The sequence below is a fragment of the Xenorhabdus sp. KJ12.1 genome (genome assembly GCF_963876495.1).
GTDB classification, from domain to species: Bacteria; Pseudomonadota; Gammaproteobacteria; order Enterobacterales; family Enterobacteriaceae; genus Xenorhabdus; species Xenorhabdus stockiae.
The window spans coordinates 137,630-155,676 of sequence record NZ_CAWNQH010000127.1; the positions used below are offsets into that span (position 1 = coordinate 137,630).

14 protein-coding genes and 2 tRNA genes are annotated in these 18,047 nt (G+C 46.5%); 13 read left to right on the forward strand and 3 right to left on the reverse strand.

Annotated elements, in window-relative coordinates; all coding sequences use genetic code 11:
* The first annotated feature begins 33 nt into the window (after nt 1–33).
* From glmM to AACS92_RS20655, 13 genes are all read left to right on the forward strand, one after another.
* Nucleotides 34–1,371: a phosphoglucosamine mutase gene (gene glmM / locus AACS92_RS20595; RefSeq protein ID WP_099109398.1), complete on the forward strand. Its 1,338-nt coding sequence runs from the start codon at nt 34–36 to the stop codon at nt 1,369–1,371.
* 186 nt (nt 1,372–1,557) lie between these two features.
* On the forward strand, nt 1,558–1,905 hold the full coding sequence (secG, locus tag AACS92_RS20600) for a preprotein translocase subunit SecG (RefSeq protein ID WP_099109399.1): 348 nt from the start codon (nt 1,558–1,560) through the stop codon (nt 1,903–1,905).
* 109 nt (nt 1,906–2,014) lie between these two features.
* Nucleotides 2,015–2,104: transfer RNA gene (locus AACS92_RS20605), tRNA-Leu, on the forward strand.
* A 58-nt stretch (nt 2,105–2,162) separates the two neighbouring features.
* Nucleotides 2,163–2,239 (forward strand) — tRNA-Met (locus tag AACS92_RS20610).
* Nucleotides 2,240–2,481: 242 nt separating this feature from the next.
* On the forward strand, nt 2,482–2,934 hold the full coding sequence (gene rimP / locus AACS92_RS20615; protein ID WP_153044756.1) for a ribosome maturation factor RimP: 453 nt from the start codon (nt 2,482–2,484) through the stop codon (nt 2,932–2,934).
* A 21-nt stretch (nt 2,935–2,955) separates the two neighbouring features.
* The gene (gene nusA, locus AACS92_RS20620; RefSeq protein WP_099109401.1) at nt 2,956–4,464 is read left to right on the forward strand and encodes a transcription termination factor NusA; all 1,509 of its coding nucleotides are present in this window, start codon (nt 2,956–2,958) and stop codon (nt 4,462–4,464) included.
* Nucleotides 4,465–4,489: 25 nt separating this feature from the next.
* Nucleotides 4,490–7,270 carry a translation initiation factor IF-2 gene (gene infB, locus AACS92_RS20625; protein WP_099109402.1) on the forward strand — a complete coding sequence of 927 codons (2,781 nt, stop codon included), beginning with the start codon at nt 4,490–4,492 and terminating at the stop codon, nt 7,268–7,270.
* A gap of 125 nt (nt 7,271–7,395) precedes the next feature.
* The gene (gene rbfA / locus AACS92_RS20630; protein ID WP_099109403.1) at nt 7,396–7,806 is read left to right on the forward strand and encodes a 30S ribosome-binding factor RbfA; all 411 of its coding nucleotides are present in this window, start codon (nt 7,396–7,398) and stop codon (nt 7,804–7,806) included.
* On the forward strand, nt 7,806–8,765 hold the full coding sequence (gene truB, locus AACS92_RS20635) for a tRNA pseudouridine(55) synthase TruB (protein WP_099109404.1): 960 nt from the start codon (nt 7,806–7,808) through the stop codon (nt 8,763–8,765). Before rbfA ends, truB begins: the two co-directional genes overlap by 1 nt.
* Nucleotides 8,766–8,889: 124 nt before the next feature.
* Nucleotides 8,890–9,159 (forward strand): 30S ribosomal protein S15, encoded by a 270-nt coding sequence (gene rpsO / locus AACS92_RS20640; protein ID WP_099109405.1) that lies wholly within the window; start codon nt 8,890–8,892, stop codon nt 9,157–9,159.
* 299 nt (nt 9,160–9,458) lie between these two features.
* Nucleotides 9,459–11,600 carry a polyribonucleotide nucleotidyltransferase gene (pnp, locus tag AACS92_RS20645; protein ID WP_099109406.1) on the forward strand — a complete coding sequence of 714 codons (2,142 nt, stop codon included), beginning with the start codon at nt 9,459–9,461 and terminating at the stop codon, nt 11,598–11,600.
* A 185-nt stretch (nt 11,601–11,785) separates the two neighbouring features.
* A complete protein-coding gene (nlpI, locus tag AACS92_RS20650) occupies nt 11,786–12,673 on the forward strand; it encodes a lipoprotein NlpI (RefSeq protein WP_099109407.1) in 888 nt (295 codons plus the stop codon).
* A 170-nt stretch (nt 12,674–12,843) separates the two neighbouring features.
* On the forward strand, nt 12,844–14,793 hold the full coding sequence (locus AACS92_RS20655) for a DEAD/DEAH family ATP-dependent RNA helicase (RefSeq protein WP_099109408.1): 1,950 nt from the start codon (nt 12,844–12,846) through the stop codon (nt 14,791–14,793).
* 105 nt (nt 14,794–14,898) lie between these two features.
* Here AACS92_RS20655 and AACS92_RS20660 read toward each other — a convergent pair whose 3' ends face one another.
* From AACS92_RS20660 to AACS92_RS20670, 3 genes are all read right to left on the reverse strand, one after another.
* A complete protein-coding gene (locus AACS92_RS20660) occupies nt 14,899–15,279 on the reverse strand; it encodes a hypothetical protein (protein WP_099109409.1) in 381 nt (126 codons plus the stop codon).
* Nucleotides 15,280–15,466: 187 nt separating this feature from the next.
* Entirely contained in the window at nt 15,467–16,186 is a 720-nt protein-coding gene (btsR, locus tag AACS92_RS20665) for a two-component system response regulator BtsR (RefSeq protein ID WP_099109410.1), read from the reverse strand.
* 2 nt (nt 16,187–16,188) lie between these two features.
* A complete protein-coding gene (locus AACS92_RS20670) occupies nt 16,189–17,886 on the reverse strand; it encodes a sensor histidine kinase (RefSeq protein ID WP_099109411.1) in 1,698 nt (565 codons plus the stop codon).
* Between the last annotated feature and the right edge of the window lie 161 nt (nt 17,887–18,047).

An 18,047-nucleotide genomic window follows, 5' to 3' on the forward strand; every position in this document is an offset into this window, starting at 1 on the left:
AAGAATACGTTCAGCAAAGGAAGAAAGAAGTTTATGAGTAACCGTAAATATTTTGGTACCGATGGTATCCGTGGCAAAGTCGGCAACAGTCCGATTACCCCTGATTTTGTTTTAAAACTTGGCTGGGCTGCGGGGAAAGTACTGGCGCGCCATGGTTCTCGCAAAATTATTATTGGTAAAGATACCCGTATTTCTGGTTATATGCTGGAATCTGCTCTGGAAGCAGGCTTGGCAGCTGCCGGGTTATCCGCCTCATTTACCGGCCCGATGCCAACACCTGCCGTGGCATACCTGACACGCACTTTTCGTGCAGAAGCGGGAATTGTGATTTCTGCTTCCCATAACCCTTACTACGATAACGGGATTAAATTTTTTTCCATTGATGGCACTAAACTTCCTGATGATGTGGAAGAAGCTATCGAAGCCGAAATGGAAAAACCACTGACTTGCGTAGAATCTGCTGAGTTAGGGCGTGCTAATCGGATTGTTGATGCGGCTGGTCGTTATATTGAATTCTGTAAAGGTACATTCCCTAGTGAACAAAGCCTGAATGGATTGAAGATTGTACTGGATTGCGCTAATGGTGCGACTTACCACATTGCGCCAAATGTTCTCAGAGAACTGGGTGCTGAGGTGATAGCCATTGGTTGCGAGCCAAATGGCATTAACATCAATGAAGAATGCGGTGCAACAGATGTCCGCTTATTACAGAAGCGGGTACTGGAAGAACAGGCTGATGTCGGTCTGGCATTTGATGGCGATGGTGATCGCATTATCATGGTTGATCACCTGGGTCACAAAGTGGACGGAGACCAGATACTTTACATCATTGCACGTGAAGCATTACGCCAAGGACAACTACGCGGTGGAGCCGTTGGTACTTTGATGAGTAATATGGGGCTGGAGCTGGCATTGAAGCAGCTTGGCATTCCATTTGAACGTGCAAAAGTGGGTGACCGCTATGTATTGGAAAAATTACAGGAAAAAGGCTGGCGTCTGGGCGCGGAAAACTCAGGCCATATCATCTTGCTGGATAAAACCACTACAGGTGATGGTGTTGTTGCTGGTTTGCAGGTATTGAGCGCAATGGTACGTAATGACATGACCCTGCATGATTTGTGTAGTGGAATGAAGCTGTTGCCTCAGGTACTGGTCAATGTGCGTTTTGCGGGCAATAACGACCCACTTCAATCAGAACAGGTACTGGAAGTAGTTAAAGAGGTTGAAAACGAGTTAAATGGCCGAGGCCGTGTTTTGCTGCGTAAATCAGGCACTGAGCCTCTGATCCGCGTTATGGTGGAAGGGGAAGACGAAGAACAGGTCACTACATTGGCACATCGTATCGCTGATTCAGTGAAAGGGATGAGCTGATTTGTTGATTTTTTCCTCAATCAGCGTCAGTATTTAAAATTAACCTTGCTTGTCTGAGACGCTTTGGTTAGTATTCACACCCGCTCAATCAGTTAATTTTTCTAATTGAGTGGGTGATGCAGAATAACGTTACCGTAGTATAACGTCACAGTTATGGTAAATCCCACGAGGAAACGGGTACAACATATGTATGAAGCTCTTTTAGGTATATTCTTGCTGGTCGGTATCGGGCTAATTGCTCTGGTTCTGTTGCAGCAGGGGAAAGGTGCTGATATGGGTGCTTCCTTTGGTGCGGGTGCGTCTGCAACAATATTTGGTTCATCGGGTTCTGCGAATTTCATGACCCGTATGACAGCGGTTTTTGCAACACTGTTTTTTGTTATCAGCCTGATTCTGGGAAATATGACCGCGAATAGGACTGGTTCAAGCGGAAAGTGGGAAAACCTTGCTGAGCCTGTGAAAACTGAAAAACAGGCAGAGACTCCAGCAATACCGGCAGCTCCAGCTAAACCAAATAGTGATATCCCTCAGTAATTTTTGGTAGAAAATTTTCTGTCAGAAATAGTCAGTAAAAGAATTGAAGTAGGGTTGTTTATTTAAACAGTTATTATTAGCCGATTAAGATAACAGTCCTATAATCAGTGCCGAGGTGGTGAAATTGGTATACACGCTACCTTGAGGTGGTAGTGCCTAAACAACGGGCGTACGGGTTCAAGTCCCGTCCTCGGCACCATAAATCTAGAAACTTGCGTTTTTAGTATTATCAGCGTAAGATTTGCCACGTTTTCGAACGCGGGATGGAGCAGCATGGTAGCTCGTCGGGCTCATAACCCGAAGGTCGTCGGTTCAAATCCGGCTCCCGCAACCACTTCTTAACAACTATGTACCTTTTCAAACAGTTATAAGCTTAGCGACCATAGAGGTATTAACCCTGATTTGACAGGTTGCTTCATGAGGTATAGCTTTGATAGGTATTACAAGAAGTTGGTTGAGACCACTGGCAGTAAACAGGGTCCAGTTGCATAAAGCCCCGCGTATCGGGGTTTTTTGTTATTTGACAGCAGAACTACTGGGCTAATATAGCCCTTTTTTTATGTCTTGGGGGTGGGCTTGTCCACATTAGAGCAAAAATTAACAGTGATGATTTCAGCACCAGTTGAAGCTTTAGGTTATGAATTAGTGGGCCTGGAGTTTATTCGCGCACGCGTATCGACACTGCGAGTCTATATCGATAGTGAGGAGGGTATCACTGTTGATGATTGTGCTGATGTTAGCCATCAGGTCAGTGCAGTACTCGACGTCGAAGATCCGATCCCAGGGCTTTACAACCTGGAAATATCTTCTCCGGGGCTTGATCGTCCACTGTTTAAGGCTGAACACTACCAGCGTTTCATGGGGGAAGAAATCAGCCTGATGTTACGCATGGCAATGCAAAATCGTCGTAAATGGCAAGGTATTATCAAAGCCGTTGATGGTGAAATGATTACGGTTACGGTGGATGGAAAAGACGAAGTGTTCGCACTGAGCAACATCCAGAAAGCGAACCTGGTACCCCACTTTTAAAGTTCGGATGAGGCAACTAGGATGAATAAAGAAATTCTGGCTGTTGTTGAAGCGGTTTCTAATGAAAAATCTCTCCCTCGCGAAAAAATCTTCGAAGCATTAGAGATTGCACTGGCGACAGCCACCAAGAAAAAATATGAGCAAGAAATCGATGTTCGTGTTTGCATCGATCGTAAATCCGGTGATTTTGATACCTTCCGCCGCTGGGTTGCGGTAGAAGAAGTCACCCAGCCTACCCGTGAAATCACACTGGAAGCGGCAAAATTTGACGACCCGGAAGTTGAACTGGGTGGTTATATTGAAGACCAGATTGAATCGGTAACTTTTGACCGTATCACAACTCAGACCGCAAAACAGGTTATCGTACAAAAAGTACGTGAAGCTGAGCGTGCAATGGTCGTTGATCAATTCCGCGAACAGCAGGGTGAGATCGTGACCGGTCAGGTTAAAAAAGTAAACCGTGAAAACATTACGCTTGATCTGGGTAATAACGCTGAAGCGGTTATTTTGCGTGAAGATATGCTGCCACGTGAAAACTTCCGTCCTGGTGACCGTGTGCGTGGTGTCTTATATGACGTACGTCCGGAAGCTCGTGGTGCACAACTGTTCATCACCCGTTCCCGTCCTGAAATGCTGGTTGAATTATTCCGTATTGAAGTGCCGGAAATTGGCGAAGAGATCATTGAGATCAAAGCTGCTGCCCGTGATCCGGGTTCCCGCGCTAAAATCGCAGTGAAAACTAACGACAAGCGTATTGACCCGGTTGGTGCTTGCGTAGGCATGCGCGGTGCAAGGGTACAGGCGGTTTCCAGCGAGCTGGGCGGTGAAAGAATTGATATTGTGTTGTGGGATGATAACCCGGCGCAATTTGTCATTAATGCAATGGCTCCGGCGGATGTTGCCTCTATCGTTGTTGATGAAGATAACTGCACGATGGATGTTGCCGTGGAAAACAGTAATCTTGCTCAGGCGATTGGCCGTAATGGTCAAAACGTCCGTCTGGCGGCACAATTGCTGAAAAAACATCGTGGTGATGATCAGTGGGAACTGAATGTCATGACTGCGGAAGAGCTGCAAGCAAAACATCAGGCAGAAGCTCACGCTTCTATTGATACATTTACCAAGCATCTCGACATTGATGAAGATTTCGCCACCTTATTGGTCGAAGAAGGTTTCTCTACACTGGAAGAACTGGCCTATGTACCAGTTAATGAACTTCTGGCTGTAGAAGGTCTTGATGAAGAAACCGTTGAAGTTCTCCGTGAACGTGCGAAAGCGGCCTTGACAACGCTGGAACTGGCTCAGAAAGAGAGTCTTGGTGATCAGCAGCCAGCCCAAGATTTACTGGATTTGCCTGGCATGGAACGTGCTTTAGCGTTTAATCTGGCTGCCCGTGGCATCTGTACTCTGGAAGATCTTGCCGAACAGGGTATCGACGACTTATCTGATATCGAAGGACTGAATGATGAGCAAGCAGGAGAACTCATTATGGCAGCTCGAAATATCTGTTGGTTTGGCGATGATGCATAAATAAACTGTAGCAGGAAGGAACAGAATGACAGAGGTAACCGTAAAATTACTGGCAGAAGAGATCCAGACATCGGTTGAACGCCTGATCCAGCAATTCACTGATGCTGGCATTCAGAAAACCGCAACTGACTCTGTTTCCCAGAAAGAAAAAGAAGCTTTGCTGGCCCACCTGAACCGCGAACAAGGCGGTACTGGTGGTCAGCCAGGTAAATTGACACTACAGCGTAAAACGCGCAGTACACTGAACGTCCCTAGCACCGGTGGCAAAAGTAAATCGGTAGCGATTGAAGTCCGCAAAAAACGCACATATGTGAACCGTGACGCGATTGAACAGGCTAAAGCGGAAGAACAGGCGCAGCGTGAAGCGGAAGAGCAGGCTCGGCGCGAGGCAGAAGAGAAAGCGCGGCTTGAAACTGAAGCGAAGAAACTCGCGGAAGAGCAAGCTCAACGTGAAGCGGAAGAACAGGCAAAACGCGAAGCAGAAAAGCAAGCTAAACGTGAAGCAGAAGAAAAAGCCAAACGTGAAGAGGCTGAAAAGGCTCAGCGCGAGGCAGCGGAAAAAGAAAAAGTGACTACTAAGCAACATACCGAAACCAAGTCTAAATCAGTGCAAACTGAGGCAGCAGCGCAAAATGAAAAAGCGCGCCGTGAAGCTGAAGCAGCAAATTTAAAACGCAAAGCTGAAGAAGAGATGCGCCGTAAAGTTGAAGCAGAAGCAAAACGTGTAGCAGAAGAAGCACGTCGCATGGCAGAAGAGAATAAGGATAAATGGTCCAACGATGCTGATGTAAATGACAACAGCAACAGTGACTACCATGTAACAACTTCCCGTCATGCCCGTGATGCGGAAGATGAGAATGACGCCAAAGTTGAAGGCGATCGTCGTACCCGCAGCCGCGGTGGTAAAAACACCCGCCAGAAGAAAAATAACAAACATTCTGAGTCGAAAGCTGATCGTGAAGAAGCACGTGCAGTTGGCCGTACTAAAGGTAAACAGCGTAAGCCTAGTGCTTTGCAACAGAGCTTTAATAAACCTGTCGTCGCCGTTAACCGTGATGTTGTGATTGGTGAAACCATCACTGTTGCTGAATTGGCTAACAAAATGGCAGTAAAAGGCTCTCAGGTTATCAAAACCATGATGAAGATGGGCGCAATGGCGACTATCAATCAGGTTATTGATCAGGAAACCGCTCAGCTGGTTGCTGAGGAAATGGGTCACAAAGTTATCCTGCGTCGTGAAAACGAGCTGGAAGAAGCGCTGATGAGTGATCGTGACACTGGTGAAACTCAGGCTGAACCACGTGCGCCTGTAGTGACCATCATGGGCCACGTTGACCACGGTAAAACCTCTTTGCTGGACTATATCCGTTCAACCAAAGTGGCATCTGGCGAAGCAGGTGGTATTACTCAGCACATCGGTGCATACCATGTGAAAACTGAGAAAGGTATGATCACCTTCCTGGATACTCCGGGCCATGCTGCATTTACCTCCATGCGTGCTCGTGGTGCTAAAGCGACCGATATCGTTGTTCTGGTTGTTGCGGCGGATGACGGCGTGATGCCTCAGACCATCGAAGCTATCCAGCACGCTAAGGCTGCGAATGTGCCGGTTGTTGTTGCGGTTAACAAAATCGATAAGCCAGAAGCTGATCCGGATCGTGTGAAAAACGAATTGTCACAGTACGGCATCATTCCGGAAGAATGGGGCGGCGAGACTCAGTTCATGCATGTATCAGCCAAAGCTGGCCTTGGTATTGATGAATTGCTGGAAGCTATCCTGCTACAGGCTGAAGTACTGGAACTGAATGCAGTTCACTCTGGCATGGCAAACGGCGTGGTTATCGAATCCTTCTTGGATAAAGGCCGTGGCCCGGTTGCTACCATTCTGGTGCAGTCCGGTACGCTGAACAAAGGTGATATCGTTCTGTGTGGCTTTGAATATGGCCGTATCCGTGCGATGCGTAACGAACTTGGTCAGGAAGTCATGACTGCGGGCCCATCTATTCCTGTGGAAATCCTGGGTCTGTCCAACGTACCGTCTGCGGGTGATGAAGCGACTGTTGTACGTGACGAGAAAAAAGCACGTGAAGTTGCTCTGTATCGTCAGGGTAAATTCCGTGAAGTGAAACTGGCTCGTCAGCAGAAATCTAAACTGGAAAACATGTTTGCGAACATGGAAGAAGGTAAGGTATCTGAACTGAACATCGTTCTGAAAACTGATGTTCAGGGTACATGCGAAGCAATTTGTGACTCACTGCTGAAACTGTCTACTGACGAAGTTAAAGTGAAGATCATTGGTTCTGGCGTAGGTGGTATCACTGAAACTGACGCAACACTGGCGGCAGCTTCTAATGCTATCATTCTGGGCTTCAACGTACGTGCTGATGCTTCTGCACGCCGTATCATCGAAAACGAAAGCGTAGACCTGCGTTACTACTCTGTTATCTATAGTTTGATTGATGAAATTAAACAGGCGATGAGTGGTATGCTGGCGCCAGAATACAAACAGCAAATCATGGGACTGGCAGAAGTCCGTGATGTCTTCAAATCACCTAAATTTGGTGCGATTGCTGGCTGTATGGTGACAGAAGGTAACATCAAGCGTAATAACCCAATCCGTGTACTGCGTGACAACGTGGTTATCTACGAAGGTGAGCTGGAATCCCTGCGTCGCTTTAAGGATGATGTCAACGAAGTCCGTAATGGTATGGAATGTGGTATCGGTGTGAAGAACTACAATGATGTTCGCGTTGGCGATATGATTGAAGTCTTCGAAGTGGTTGAAGTGAAACGCTCCATCGATTAAAAACCACAATTGACCCGTTAAATTTCAGGTTATTCCTAATCAGGCGGTAACCTGAATAAACAGGGTAGAGATTCATTCCATTCTTGGGGGGCTTCATGCCCCCCAAAATGTCAGGAGATAAAACAATGGCAAGAGAATTCAGTCGTACTCAGCGCGTTGCTCAGGAAATGCAAAAAGAGATTGCCATCATTTTACAGCGTGAAATGAAAGATCCCCGCATCGGTATGGCAACTGTTTCAGGTGTTGAGGTTTCCCGCGATCTGGCTTATGCCAAAGTATTTGTAACTTTTTTGAATGCATTAGTGGACGGACACGATTCAGAGAAAGTTAACCTAGGTATCAAAGCATTGAATGAAGCTTCCGGTTTTATTCGTTCACTGTTGGGTAAAGCGATGCGTTTGCGTGTTATTCCTGAACTGACGTTTTCTTACGATAGTTCTTTGATCGAAGGGATGCGCATGTCAAATCTGGTCACCAACGTCGTGAAAAGTGACGAACAGCGTCGTGCTTCTACGGATCACAACGAGGAAAAATAATGGGGCGTCGTCGTAGGGGTCGTGCGATACACGGCGTACTGTTGCTGGATAAGCCGCAGGATATTTCCTCCAATGATGCTTTACAGAAAGTAAGGCGGGTCTTTAATGCCAGTAAAGCGGGCCATACCGGTGCGTTAGACCCGCTGGCAACGGGAATGCTGCCAATTTGCCTTGGTGAAGCGACTAAATTTTCCCAGTTTTTGTTGGATTCAGATAAACGTTATCGGGTCATTGCCCGTCTGGGGCAGCGTACTGATACTTCCGATTCACACGGTAAAATTATTAGTGAACGTGAAGTTCAGGTGACTTCCTCCCAGCTTGATGCAGCACTGGAAACATTCTGTGGGGATACTATGCAGGTTCCTTCCATGTACTCTGCATTGAAGCATCAGGGAAAACCGCTGTATGAATATGCCCGTCAGGGTATTGAAATTGAGCGGGAAGCCCGCCCGATTACTGTTTATGAATTACAGTTCATTCGCTGGGAAGGTGATGAGCTGGAGCTGGAAATTCATTGTTCCAAAGGAACCTATATCCGCACCATCATTGATGATTTGGGTGAATTGCTGGGCTGTGGTGCTCATGTTATTTATTTGCGCCGTTTGCAGGTAGCTAATTACCCTAATCACCGCATGGTGACACTGGAACAGCTCTATGAGTTAAAAGAACGGGCTGAAGAACAGCAGATTGAAGCAGGAGAATTGCTCGATCCATTATTATTACCGATGGATACCGCTGTAATGCATTTTCCGGTTATTCAATTGTCATCTGTTGTTGCTGCTTATTTTAAGCAGGGCCAGCCGGTTCGAAGCCAACATAGCCTGCCATCTGGCGAATGGGTGCGGGTTAATGAAGGTGATGAAAATAAATTCATCGGCATTGCTGTTATTGATGATGATGGCCTGGTAGCTCCGCGTCGGTTGGTTGTAGAAACTACCGAAGATGGTGAAATGCATTAAAAGTAGCATTTATGGGGTTATCTTGCGCTTCATCTATTTGCAGCGTAGAATAATGCGCCTGTATATGGGTGGCTGAATTAGAGATCGGCACTCATCATTTTTAAACTATATTTGGAGTTATACTATGTCTCTAAGTACTGAAGCAAAAGCGCAGATTATTGCTGATTTTGGCCGTGGCGCTAACGACAGTGGTTCTAGCGAAGTTCAGATTGCCCTGCTGACTGCACAAATTAACCATCTGCAAGGTCACTTTGCAGAGCACAAAAAAGATCACCACAGCCGTCGTGGTCTGCTGCGTATGGTTGCACAGCGTCGTAAACTGCTGAACTACCTGAAGCGTAAAGATCTGGCATCTTACACCACGCTGATCGAGCGTCTGGGACTGCGTCGCTAATCGATGAGTTTCAGTGGAAAGGGGCCTATCTGGCCCCTTTTCTTCTAGAAAATGGAGATTAAGAAATCTTAAGTTCCATTTTTAACTAGTTGAACCTCTTCAGTTACAGTGACTCGCGCGGCTAATGAGAGTACTTAAAAAGACATTTTTGGAAGATTTCAGGTTACACCGCAGCTATTAACGCTGCTACTTGAAAGGTAAAGGGCCTAAGTACTGTCATTAGTCGTGAGGGTGTAGCGAAGAGAACATCCATTGTTGCTGATATTTAAACGTAGCAACACAAACGAAGGAATATTATTTTGCTGAATCCGATTGTTCGTAAATTCCAGTATGGTCAGCACACTGTGACCATCGAAACTGGCATGATGGCGCGTCAAGCGACAGCCGCTGTTATGGTTAATATGGATGACACCGCGGTATTTGTTACCGTTGTTGGTCAGAAAAAAGTGAAACCAGGTCAGGATTTCTTCCCACTGACTGTTAACTATCAAGAACGTACTTATGCGGCTGGCCGTATTCCAGGAAGTTTTTTCCGTCGTGAAGGCCGCCCGGGTGAAGGCGAGACTCTCGTTGCCCGTCTGATCGACCGTCCACTGCGTCCTCTGTTCCCTGAAGGTTTCCTGAACGAAGTTCAAATCATCGCAACCGTTGTTTCCGTAAACCCACAGGTTAACCCGGATATCGTTGCTATGATCGGTTCTTCCGCAGTATTGGCACTGTCTGGTATCCCGTTCAATGGCCCGATTGGTGCTGCGCGTGTTGGTTATATCAATGACCAGTATGTGCTGAACCCAACCAGCGATGAACTGAAAAACAGCCGTCTGGATTTGGTTGTTGCAGGTACAAATAACGCTGTACTGATGGTTGAATCTGAAGCAGAACTGCTGACAGAAGAACAAATGTTGGGTGCGGTTGTATTCGGTCATGAGCAACAACAGATTGTGATTGATAACATCAACGCACTGGTTGCTGAAGCAGGTAAAGAGAAGTGGGATTGGTCACCTGAGCCAATTAACCAGTCTCTGCATGAGCGTGTAGCTGAGCTGGCAGAAAGCCGTCTGGGTGATGCTTACCGTATCACTGAGAAACAAGATCGTTATGCTCAGGTTGATGCTATCAAAGAAGAAGTAGCTGCAATCATTCTGGCAGAAGCAGCAGAAAAAAATCTGGAGCTGGAAGAGTCAGAGGTTTTTGACGTACTGGCTGTTCTGGAGAAAAACGTTGTTCGTAGCCGTGTTCTGCGTGGTGAACCACGTATTGATGGCCGTGAAAAAGATATGGTTCGTGCACTGGATGTTCGCACTGGCGTCTTGCCACGTACTCATGGCTCATCTTTGTTCACCCGTGGTGAAACTCAGGCGCTGGTTGCAGCAACTCTGGGTACTGAGCGTGATGCACAGGTTATCGACGAACTGATGGGTGAGCGTACAGACCGCTTCCTGTTCCACTACAACTTCCCTCCATACTCTGTAGGTGAAACCGGTATGGTTGGTTCACCAAAACGTCGTGAAATCGGTCACGGTCGTTTGGCGAAGCGTGGTGTTCTGGCGGTAATGCCTAGCATTAATGAATTCCCGTATACCGTGCGTGTCGTTTCTGAAATTACTGAATCCAATGGTTCTTCTTCTATGGCTTCCGTCTGTGGTGCTTCTCTGGCACTGATGGATGCAGGCGTGCCGATTAAAGCCGCAGTTGCTGGTATCGCTATGGGTCTGGTGAAAGAAGGTGAAAACTTTGTGGTTCTGTCTGATATTCTGGGTGATGAAGATCATCTGGGCGACATGGACTTTAAAGTTGCGGGTAGCCGCGATGGTATCAGCGCATTGCAGATGGATATCAAAATTGAAGGTATCACCCGTGAAATCATGCAGATTGCTCTGAATCAGGCTAAAGGTGCCCGTTTGCACATTCTGAGCGTGATGGAACAGGCTATCCAAAGCCCACGTAATGATATCTCTGAATTTGCACCACGCATTCACACTATTAAGATCAATCCAGACAAGATCAAAGATGTGATTGGTAAAGGCGGTTCAGTTATCCGTGCACTGACAGAAGAAACCGGTACAACCATCGAGATCGAAGATGATGGTACTGTGAAGATCGCAGCAACTGACGGCGACAAAGCTCGTCATGCTATCAGCCGTATCGAAGAGATCACTGCTGAGGTTGAAGTTGGCCGCATTTATGCTGGTAAAGTGACTCGTATTGTTGACTTCGGTGCATTCGTTGCTATCGGTGGCGGTAAAGAAGGTCTGGTACATATTTCTCAGATCGCCGACAAGCGCGTAGAGAAAGTGACTGACTATTTGCAGCTTGGTCAGGAAGTTCCGGTTAAGGTACTGGAAATCGATCGTCAGGGTCGTATCCGCCTGAGCATGAAAGAAGCTGTAGCTAATACTGCCGCTGAAGCACCACAATTACCGGAATCATCAGTAGAATAAGTTTGACGTAATGAACGGCGTCCTGTAAAAAGGGCGCGGCTTACCCTGATATATTTCTGCTCACCTCTGGTAGGTGGGCTGAAAAATAAACGGTAAGCCAATTTTTCTGGCAGGATGCCAGAAATAAACAATGTGGGGTGGAGCAACAGGGCATTCTGATTAATGTCTGACTTCGGGAGTAGGAAATGAATTCTTTTCTGCGCTGGTGTTACGTTGCAGCTATTTTTCTCCTTGTGGGATGTGGTGGCAGCACAGGGTGGCGTAAAAATGAAGTTTTTGCTATTCCACTTCAACCGACATTGCAACAAGAGGTTATTCTGGCACGCATGGAACAAATACTTGCGAGCCGTTCTCTCAAGGAAGATGAGTATGCACAGCTTTTATATGAAAGAGGTGTGCTGTATGATAGCCTTGGGCTGAGGGCATTGGCACAGAATGATTTTTCAGTGGCTTTGTCTATCCGTCCTGATATTCCTGAAGTTTTTAACTATTTAGGGATTTATTTTACGCAGGCAGGCAATTTTGATGCTGCCTATGAAGCGTTTGATTCTGTTTTAGAGCTTGATCCAACTTACAACTACGCGCGAATGAATCGCGGCATCGCATTGTATTACGGCGGCCGTTATCGTTTAGCGCAGGATGATCTGCAGGCGTTTTATCAAGACGATCCAAATGATCCCTTCCGTTCGTTGTGGTTGTACCTTGTGGAAGAAAAACTCGATCCCAAGGTTGCAATGACTAGCTTGTCAAATCGTTTTGACAAAGCGAACCGGGGGCTATGGGGCTGGAATATCGTTGAATTCTATTTAGGTAAAATCAGTGAAAAAACACTGATGGAACGATTGAAGCAGGATTCGACAGATAACACTTCGCTCGCTGAGCATCTCAGTGAAACTGACTTCTATTTAGGTAAACATTACCTAAGTCTGGGGGATGAGGATAGCGCGGTTGCGTTATTCAAGCTGACGGTAGCTAACAATGTCCATAACTTTGTTGAGCACCGCTATGCATTGTTGGAATTGGCGCTGCTAGGCCAAAGACAAGATGACTTATCGGAATCGAACCAACAATAGCTGACGAACATTTTCACGACAGATTTTTAAGTCCACATCTTAAGGGGTGGGGGCTTGTTTGTTCGTTTAATAACATAATTTGAGCCAGTTCACATTTTAAATGAAAATGACAGAAATTCTTTTCACTGTGTTATGTAGACTGGCCGCCACGATTAATGAGGCACCATTACATGACCACTGAGACTGAAATCTCTTTTGCTGATTTAGGGTTATCAGCACCAATTCTTTCTGCGTTGCAAGACATGGGCTATGAGAAGCCTTCTCCAATTCAACAGCAATGCATTCCTCACCTGTTAAATGGTCGTGACGTGCTGGGTATGGCACAGACTGGTAGTGGTAAAACTGCGGCATTTAGCTTACCTCTACTGCATAATATTGATGCTGAGCTTAGAGCTCCACAGATCCTTGTGTTAGCACCGACCCGTGAACTGGCGGTACAGGTTGCTGAAGCATGTTCAGATTTTTCTAAACACATGCGCAGTGTGAATGTTGTCGCACTTTATGGTGGACAGCGTTATGACGTTCAGCTTCGTGCTTTGCGTCAGGGGCCACAAGTTGTTGTAGGTACACCGGGTCGTCTGCTGGATCACCTGAAGCGTGGTACGCTGGATCTGTCTAACCTGAAAGGGCTGGTACTGGACGAAGCTGACGAAATGCTGCGTATGGGCTTTATCGAAGATGTTGAAAACATCATGAGCCAGATCCCGGCAGAACATCAGACTGCGCTGTTCTCAGCAACTATGCCTGAAGCGATTCGTCGTATTACTCGTCGTTTCATGAAGGAACCACAGGAAGTTCGTATCCAGTCCAGCGTAACCAACCGTCCGGATATCAGCCAGAGTTACTGGTCTGTTTACGGTGGTGTACGTAAAAACGAAGCACTGGTACGTTTCCTTGAAGCAGAAGATTTTGATGCAGCGATTATTTTCGTACGTACCAAGAATGCAACTCTGGAAGTGGCAGAAACTCTTGAGCGTAATGGCTATAACTCTGCGGCACTGAACGGTGACATGAATCAGGCTCTGCGTGAGCAGACTCTGGAGCGTCTGAAGAATGGTCGTTTGGATATTCTGATCGCGACTGACGTTGCGGCTCGTGGTCTGGATGTTGACCGTATTAGCCTGGTTGTTAACTACGACATCCCAATGGATGCGGAGTCTTATGTACACCGTATCGGTCGTACAGGCCGTGCAGGCCGCGCAGGTCGCGCGCTGCTGTTTGTTGAGAACCGCGAACGTCGTCTGCTACGTAACATTGAACGTACAATGAAGCTGACAATCCCAGAAGTAGAACTGCCGAATGCAGAACTGCTGAGTCAGCGTCGTCTGGAGAAGTTTGCTGGTAACGTTCAGCAGCAGCTGGAAAGCAGCGATCTGGATCAATACCGCGCTCTGCTGTCTAAGCTGGGCACCGGTGAAGAGCTGGATATGGAAACACTGGCAGCAGCACTGCTGAAAATGGCACAGGGTGAACGCCCACTGATCCTGCCACCAGATCCTGTTCGTCGTCCTCGTCGTGAATTCAATGATCGTGGTGATGACCGTCGCCGTAATGGTAATGGCTTCGGTGAGCGTGATCGTGGTGACAGAGGTGACAGAGGTGACAGAGGCGACCGTGGTGATCGTCCTCGTCGTGAACGTCGTGATGTTGGCGACATGGAACTGTACCGCATTGAAGTGGGCCGTGATGATGGTGTTGAAGTTCGCCACATTGTTGGTGCGATTGCTAACGAAGGTGATATCAGCAGCCGTTACATCGGTAACATCAAACTGTTCGCAACTCACTCTACTATTGAGCTGCCAAAAGGCATGCCGGGAGACCTGCTGTCACACTTCACTCGTACCCGTATCCTGAACAAGCCACTGAATATGCAGCTGTTAGGTGATGCACAGCCATTTGAACGTCGTGAGCGTCGTGGTGGTGGTCGTAACGGTGGTAACGGCGGTAACGGTGCACGTCGTGATCGTGACGGTTTTGGCAACGGCAACGGTGGTGGTCGTCGCTTTAATAACAATGAACGTCGTGGTGGCGGTGAGCGCGGTTCTTTCCGTGGCCGTGGCAATGACGATTTCAACGGTGGTCAGCGTCGCCGCCAGCAACCAAGCAATGGTAACGTGTAATACGCCATTGAGAGTTGCTTTGTGTTAGCTGTAACACATTGAAAAATTGATATAAAGAAGCCCTTTCTTCTTACTGGAGAAAGGGCTTTTCTTTTTTTATTCGGACTATTTTCGATCCAGCAAATCTTTAACTTCTACATCTGAAAGTAAACACTCACCTTGATGGATAATCATTTTTTGGATAATTGCTCTGGAGACAACGTAAGTGATTTCCAGTAATACCCGTTCTTCTACGGAGCAAAGGCCACCTTCGGATTGTTCCAATGGATGAATAAGTAGCCGATGTCTGCGCCCAAGAAATCTCTCAATAAATCGCATCAGACCATGTTGTTTAAACAACGAATCCAATTGCAGCTTTGCATCATAGAAATCCCCAACCAATAAGCGAGAAGTGCTGAAGTTTCCTGTAATACTCAGTTCTTTTTGATTATTGAGATTTTTCAGGGTCATTTGATTGGTTTTAATTTTCAGGTAGAGATCGACCATACATATCCTTATTTTATTTTGGCTTATACACTTCGTCTTTCAAGTTGCCTTTTTGTTGGCTACGCTCACTTACCCCAGTCACCGTTTTTATAAACATACGGTTAGCTATGCTCCCGGGGATGAGTTCCCTTGCCGCCGCGACGCATTTTGAAATCCATTGTGTATAGATAGGGTGCAGACAAAATGATTAATTCAATCCCAGTTCCTCTTTGAGAGGTTTTAAATAACGGCGGCTGACGGGAATACGTGCATCATTGCGTAAAACTAATTCTGCGTGACCATTTTCCCCGAAAACAATTTCCCGCAGATGGGTCATATTGACCAGATACTGGCGATGGCAGCGGGTCAGGGGAGTACGGGTTTCCAGTGTACGCAGAGTTAACTCCGTAAAACCTTCTTGCCCGTTGGCGTTCATCACATAGACACCACTCATGCGTGAGGTGATGTATAACACATCATCCAGTTGCATCAGCCATATCCGGCTATGTCCTGTGCAGGGGATATATTTCAGCTGCTCATTTTCTGGCTGTAAGTCTGCCAGATGCTGTTTTTGATAGCCTGAACGCAGTCGCTGTAATGTTTTGCTCAACCGCTCTTTTTCCAACGGCTTTAGCAGATAATCAAAGGCGTGTTCCTCAAATGCTTGTATAGCATACTCATCAAAAGCAGTGAGAAAAACGATATAGGGGCGGTGCTCCGGGTCGAGCATACCCACCATTTCCAGCCCGGTAATGCGGGGCATTTGAATATCAAGGAAAACCACATCCGGTTTCAGGCGATGAATAGTACCAATTGCTTCTACTGCATTGGCACATTCACCAATGATTTGAATATCCGTTTCTTCTGCCAGCAGGCAGCGTAGATTTTCGCGGGCCAGTGGCTCATCATCAACAATCAATACATTCATATTTACGTTTTCTTATCAGCTTCTTCTTCCAATGGTAAACACAAAATGACACGGGTAAACTCTTCCGGCTGGCAATCAACACGGACACCATAGTGCTCACCGTAGCGAAGTCGCAGCCGTTTATCTACCAGACTCATCCCAAGTCCATCCCCCAATTTTTGTGGGCAATACAGCCCTGCATTATCTTCAATTTCAACCAATAACAAATGAGTTTGCTGGTAGGCTCTAATCGTAATTCTTCCCGTATCCAGTAACTGTGATGTGCCATGTTTAATTGCATTTTCGACCATAGGTTGCAGGGAAAATGCGGGTAATCTGGCGTAGCGCAGTGATTCAGGGATATCTATGGTTATCTGGAGGCGTTCACAGAAGCGCGCTTTCTCAATCTGTAAGTAAGCATTCACATGCTCTATCTCATTTTGCAGTGTGGCAATGTCTTCCGGACGTTTCAGATTTTTGCGGAAAAATGTTGAGAGGTACTGTACGAGCTGGCCTGCCTGATGGCTGTCACGTCGTATTACGGCCTGCAATGTATTCAGGGCATTAAATAAAAAGTGAGGATTCACTTGCGCGTGAAGCAGCTTCACTTCTGATTGCAGCAAAGATTGTTTATTCCGCTCATATTGCCCGGCAAGAATTTGGGCTGAAAGCAGGCTGGCAATCCCTTCCCCTAACGTCCGGTTGATTGAACTGAATAAGCGGTTTTTGGCTTCGTACAATTTGATTGTGCCGATGACTTGCTGATTCTCACCCCGAAGAGGGATAACCAATGCTGAACCCAGCTTACAAGTGGGGTTTAGAGAGCAACAATAAGGGATTTCATTACCATCGGCATAGACGACCTCATTATTGGCTATTGCGCGATGTGATTGCTCGGAGGCAATGGGAGTGCCCGGCAGATGATGGTCTGAGCCAATCCCAATAAACGCCAGTAACTTATCCCGATCTGTAATTGCCACAGCACCGATTTCTAGTTCCTGATAGATGACTTTTGCCACACGCATACTGTTAATTTCATTAAATCCCTTCAGTAATATACCTTCGGTACACACCGCAATTTTCAACGCCTGAGCAGAAAAGGCGCTGGTATATTTTTCAAAGATAGCCCGCCTGTCCAGCAAGATACGGATAAACATGGCAGCACCGATACTGTTGGCGATAATCATCGGAGCGGCAATATTTTTTACTAACTGGAGAGCTTCACTGAAGGGGTTAGTAAACAGCAGAATAATTCCCATTTGGGCACATTCTGCAAAAAAAGTCACAATAGCCGCAGTCCATAAATTAAGTAATTTATTGATCCTGCCTCGCTTCATTAAATAAATATGGACAAGGCCGCCAAGTACACCCTCTATGATTGTTGATACCATACAGCTGAATGCTGTCATTCCACCAAGAGAATAGCGATGTAATCCCCCGGTGAATCCGACCATTGCCCCAACAGTCGGCCCACCAAGTAAACCACCGAGTACAGCACCGATAGCGCGGGTATTGGCGATAGAATCATTCACATTCAGGCCAAAATAGGTTCCCATCACGCAGAAGATGGAAAAGATGACATAACACATCAGCTTATGAGGTAAGCGAACACTCACTTGCAGTAGAGGAATGAACAGAGGTGTTTTACTCAGCAGCCAGGCAATCACCAGATAAATGCACATCTGCTGGAGAAGTAATAACACGAGGTTAAATTCATACATTTTTTTTCACAGTGGATTTAATAATTATAAATAAATTTATACAGTTATTATCAAAGTTTGAATTTAACATCGTCAATAGAATAGCGGGAATTAACGTAGTTTTGGATGAGAAGAAGGTAATCCGCCCTGAATAGGGCGGATTTTTGCTCATAAAGTGAGCA

What these genes read in the sequence shown, in the direction of transcription:
- rbfA (WP_099109403.1), top strand. Translation starts at nt 7,396, where the DNA reads ATGGCAAGAGAATTCAGTCGTACTCAGCGCGTTGCTCAGGAAATGCAA.
- btsR (WP_099109410.1), bottom strand. Translation starts at nt 16,186, where the DNA reads ATGAATGTATTGATTGTTGATGATGAGCCACTGGCCCGCGAAAATCTA.
- nlpI (WP_099109407.1), top strand. Translation starts at nt 11,786, where the DNA reads ATGAATTCTTTTCTGCGCTGGTGTTACGTTGCAGCTATTTTTCTCCTT.
- AACS92_RS20660 (WP_099109409.1), bottom strand. Translation starts at nt 15,279, where the DNA reads ATGGTCGATCTCTACCTGAAAATTAAAACCAATCAAATGACCCTGAAA.
- nusA (WP_099109401.1), top strand. Translation starts at nt 2,956, where the DNA reads ATGAATAAAGAAATTCTGGCTGTTGTTGAAGCGGTTTCTAATGAAAAA.
- AACS92_RS20670 (WP_099109411.1), bottom strand. Translation starts at nt 17,886, where the DNA reads ATGTATGAATTTAACCTCGTGTTATTACTTCTCCAGCAGATGTGCATT.
- rpsO (WP_099109405.1), top strand. Translation starts at nt 8,890, where the DNA reads ATGTCTCTAAGTACTGAAGCAAAAGCGCAGATTATTGCTGATTTTGGC.
- AACS92_RS20655 (WP_099109408.1), top strand. Translation starts at nt 12,844, where the DNA reads ATGACCACTGAGACTGAAATCTCTTTTGCTGATTTAGGGTTATCAGCA.
- glmM (WP_099109398.1), top strand. Translation starts at nt 34, where the DNA reads ATGAGTAACCGTAAATATTTTGGTACCGATGGTATCCGTGGCAAAGTC.
- infB (WP_099109402.1), top strand. Translation starts at nt 4,490, where the DNA reads ATGACAGAGGTAACCGTAAAATTACTGGCAGAAGAGATCCAGACATCG.
- truB (WP_099109404.1), top strand. Translation starts at nt 7,806, where the DNA reads ATGGGGCGTCGTCGTAGGGGTCGTGCGATACACGGCGTACTGTTGCTG.
- secG (WP_099109399.1), top strand. Translation starts at nt 1,558, where the DNA reads ATGTATGAAGCTCTTTTAGGTATATTCTTGCTGGTCGGTATCGGGCTA.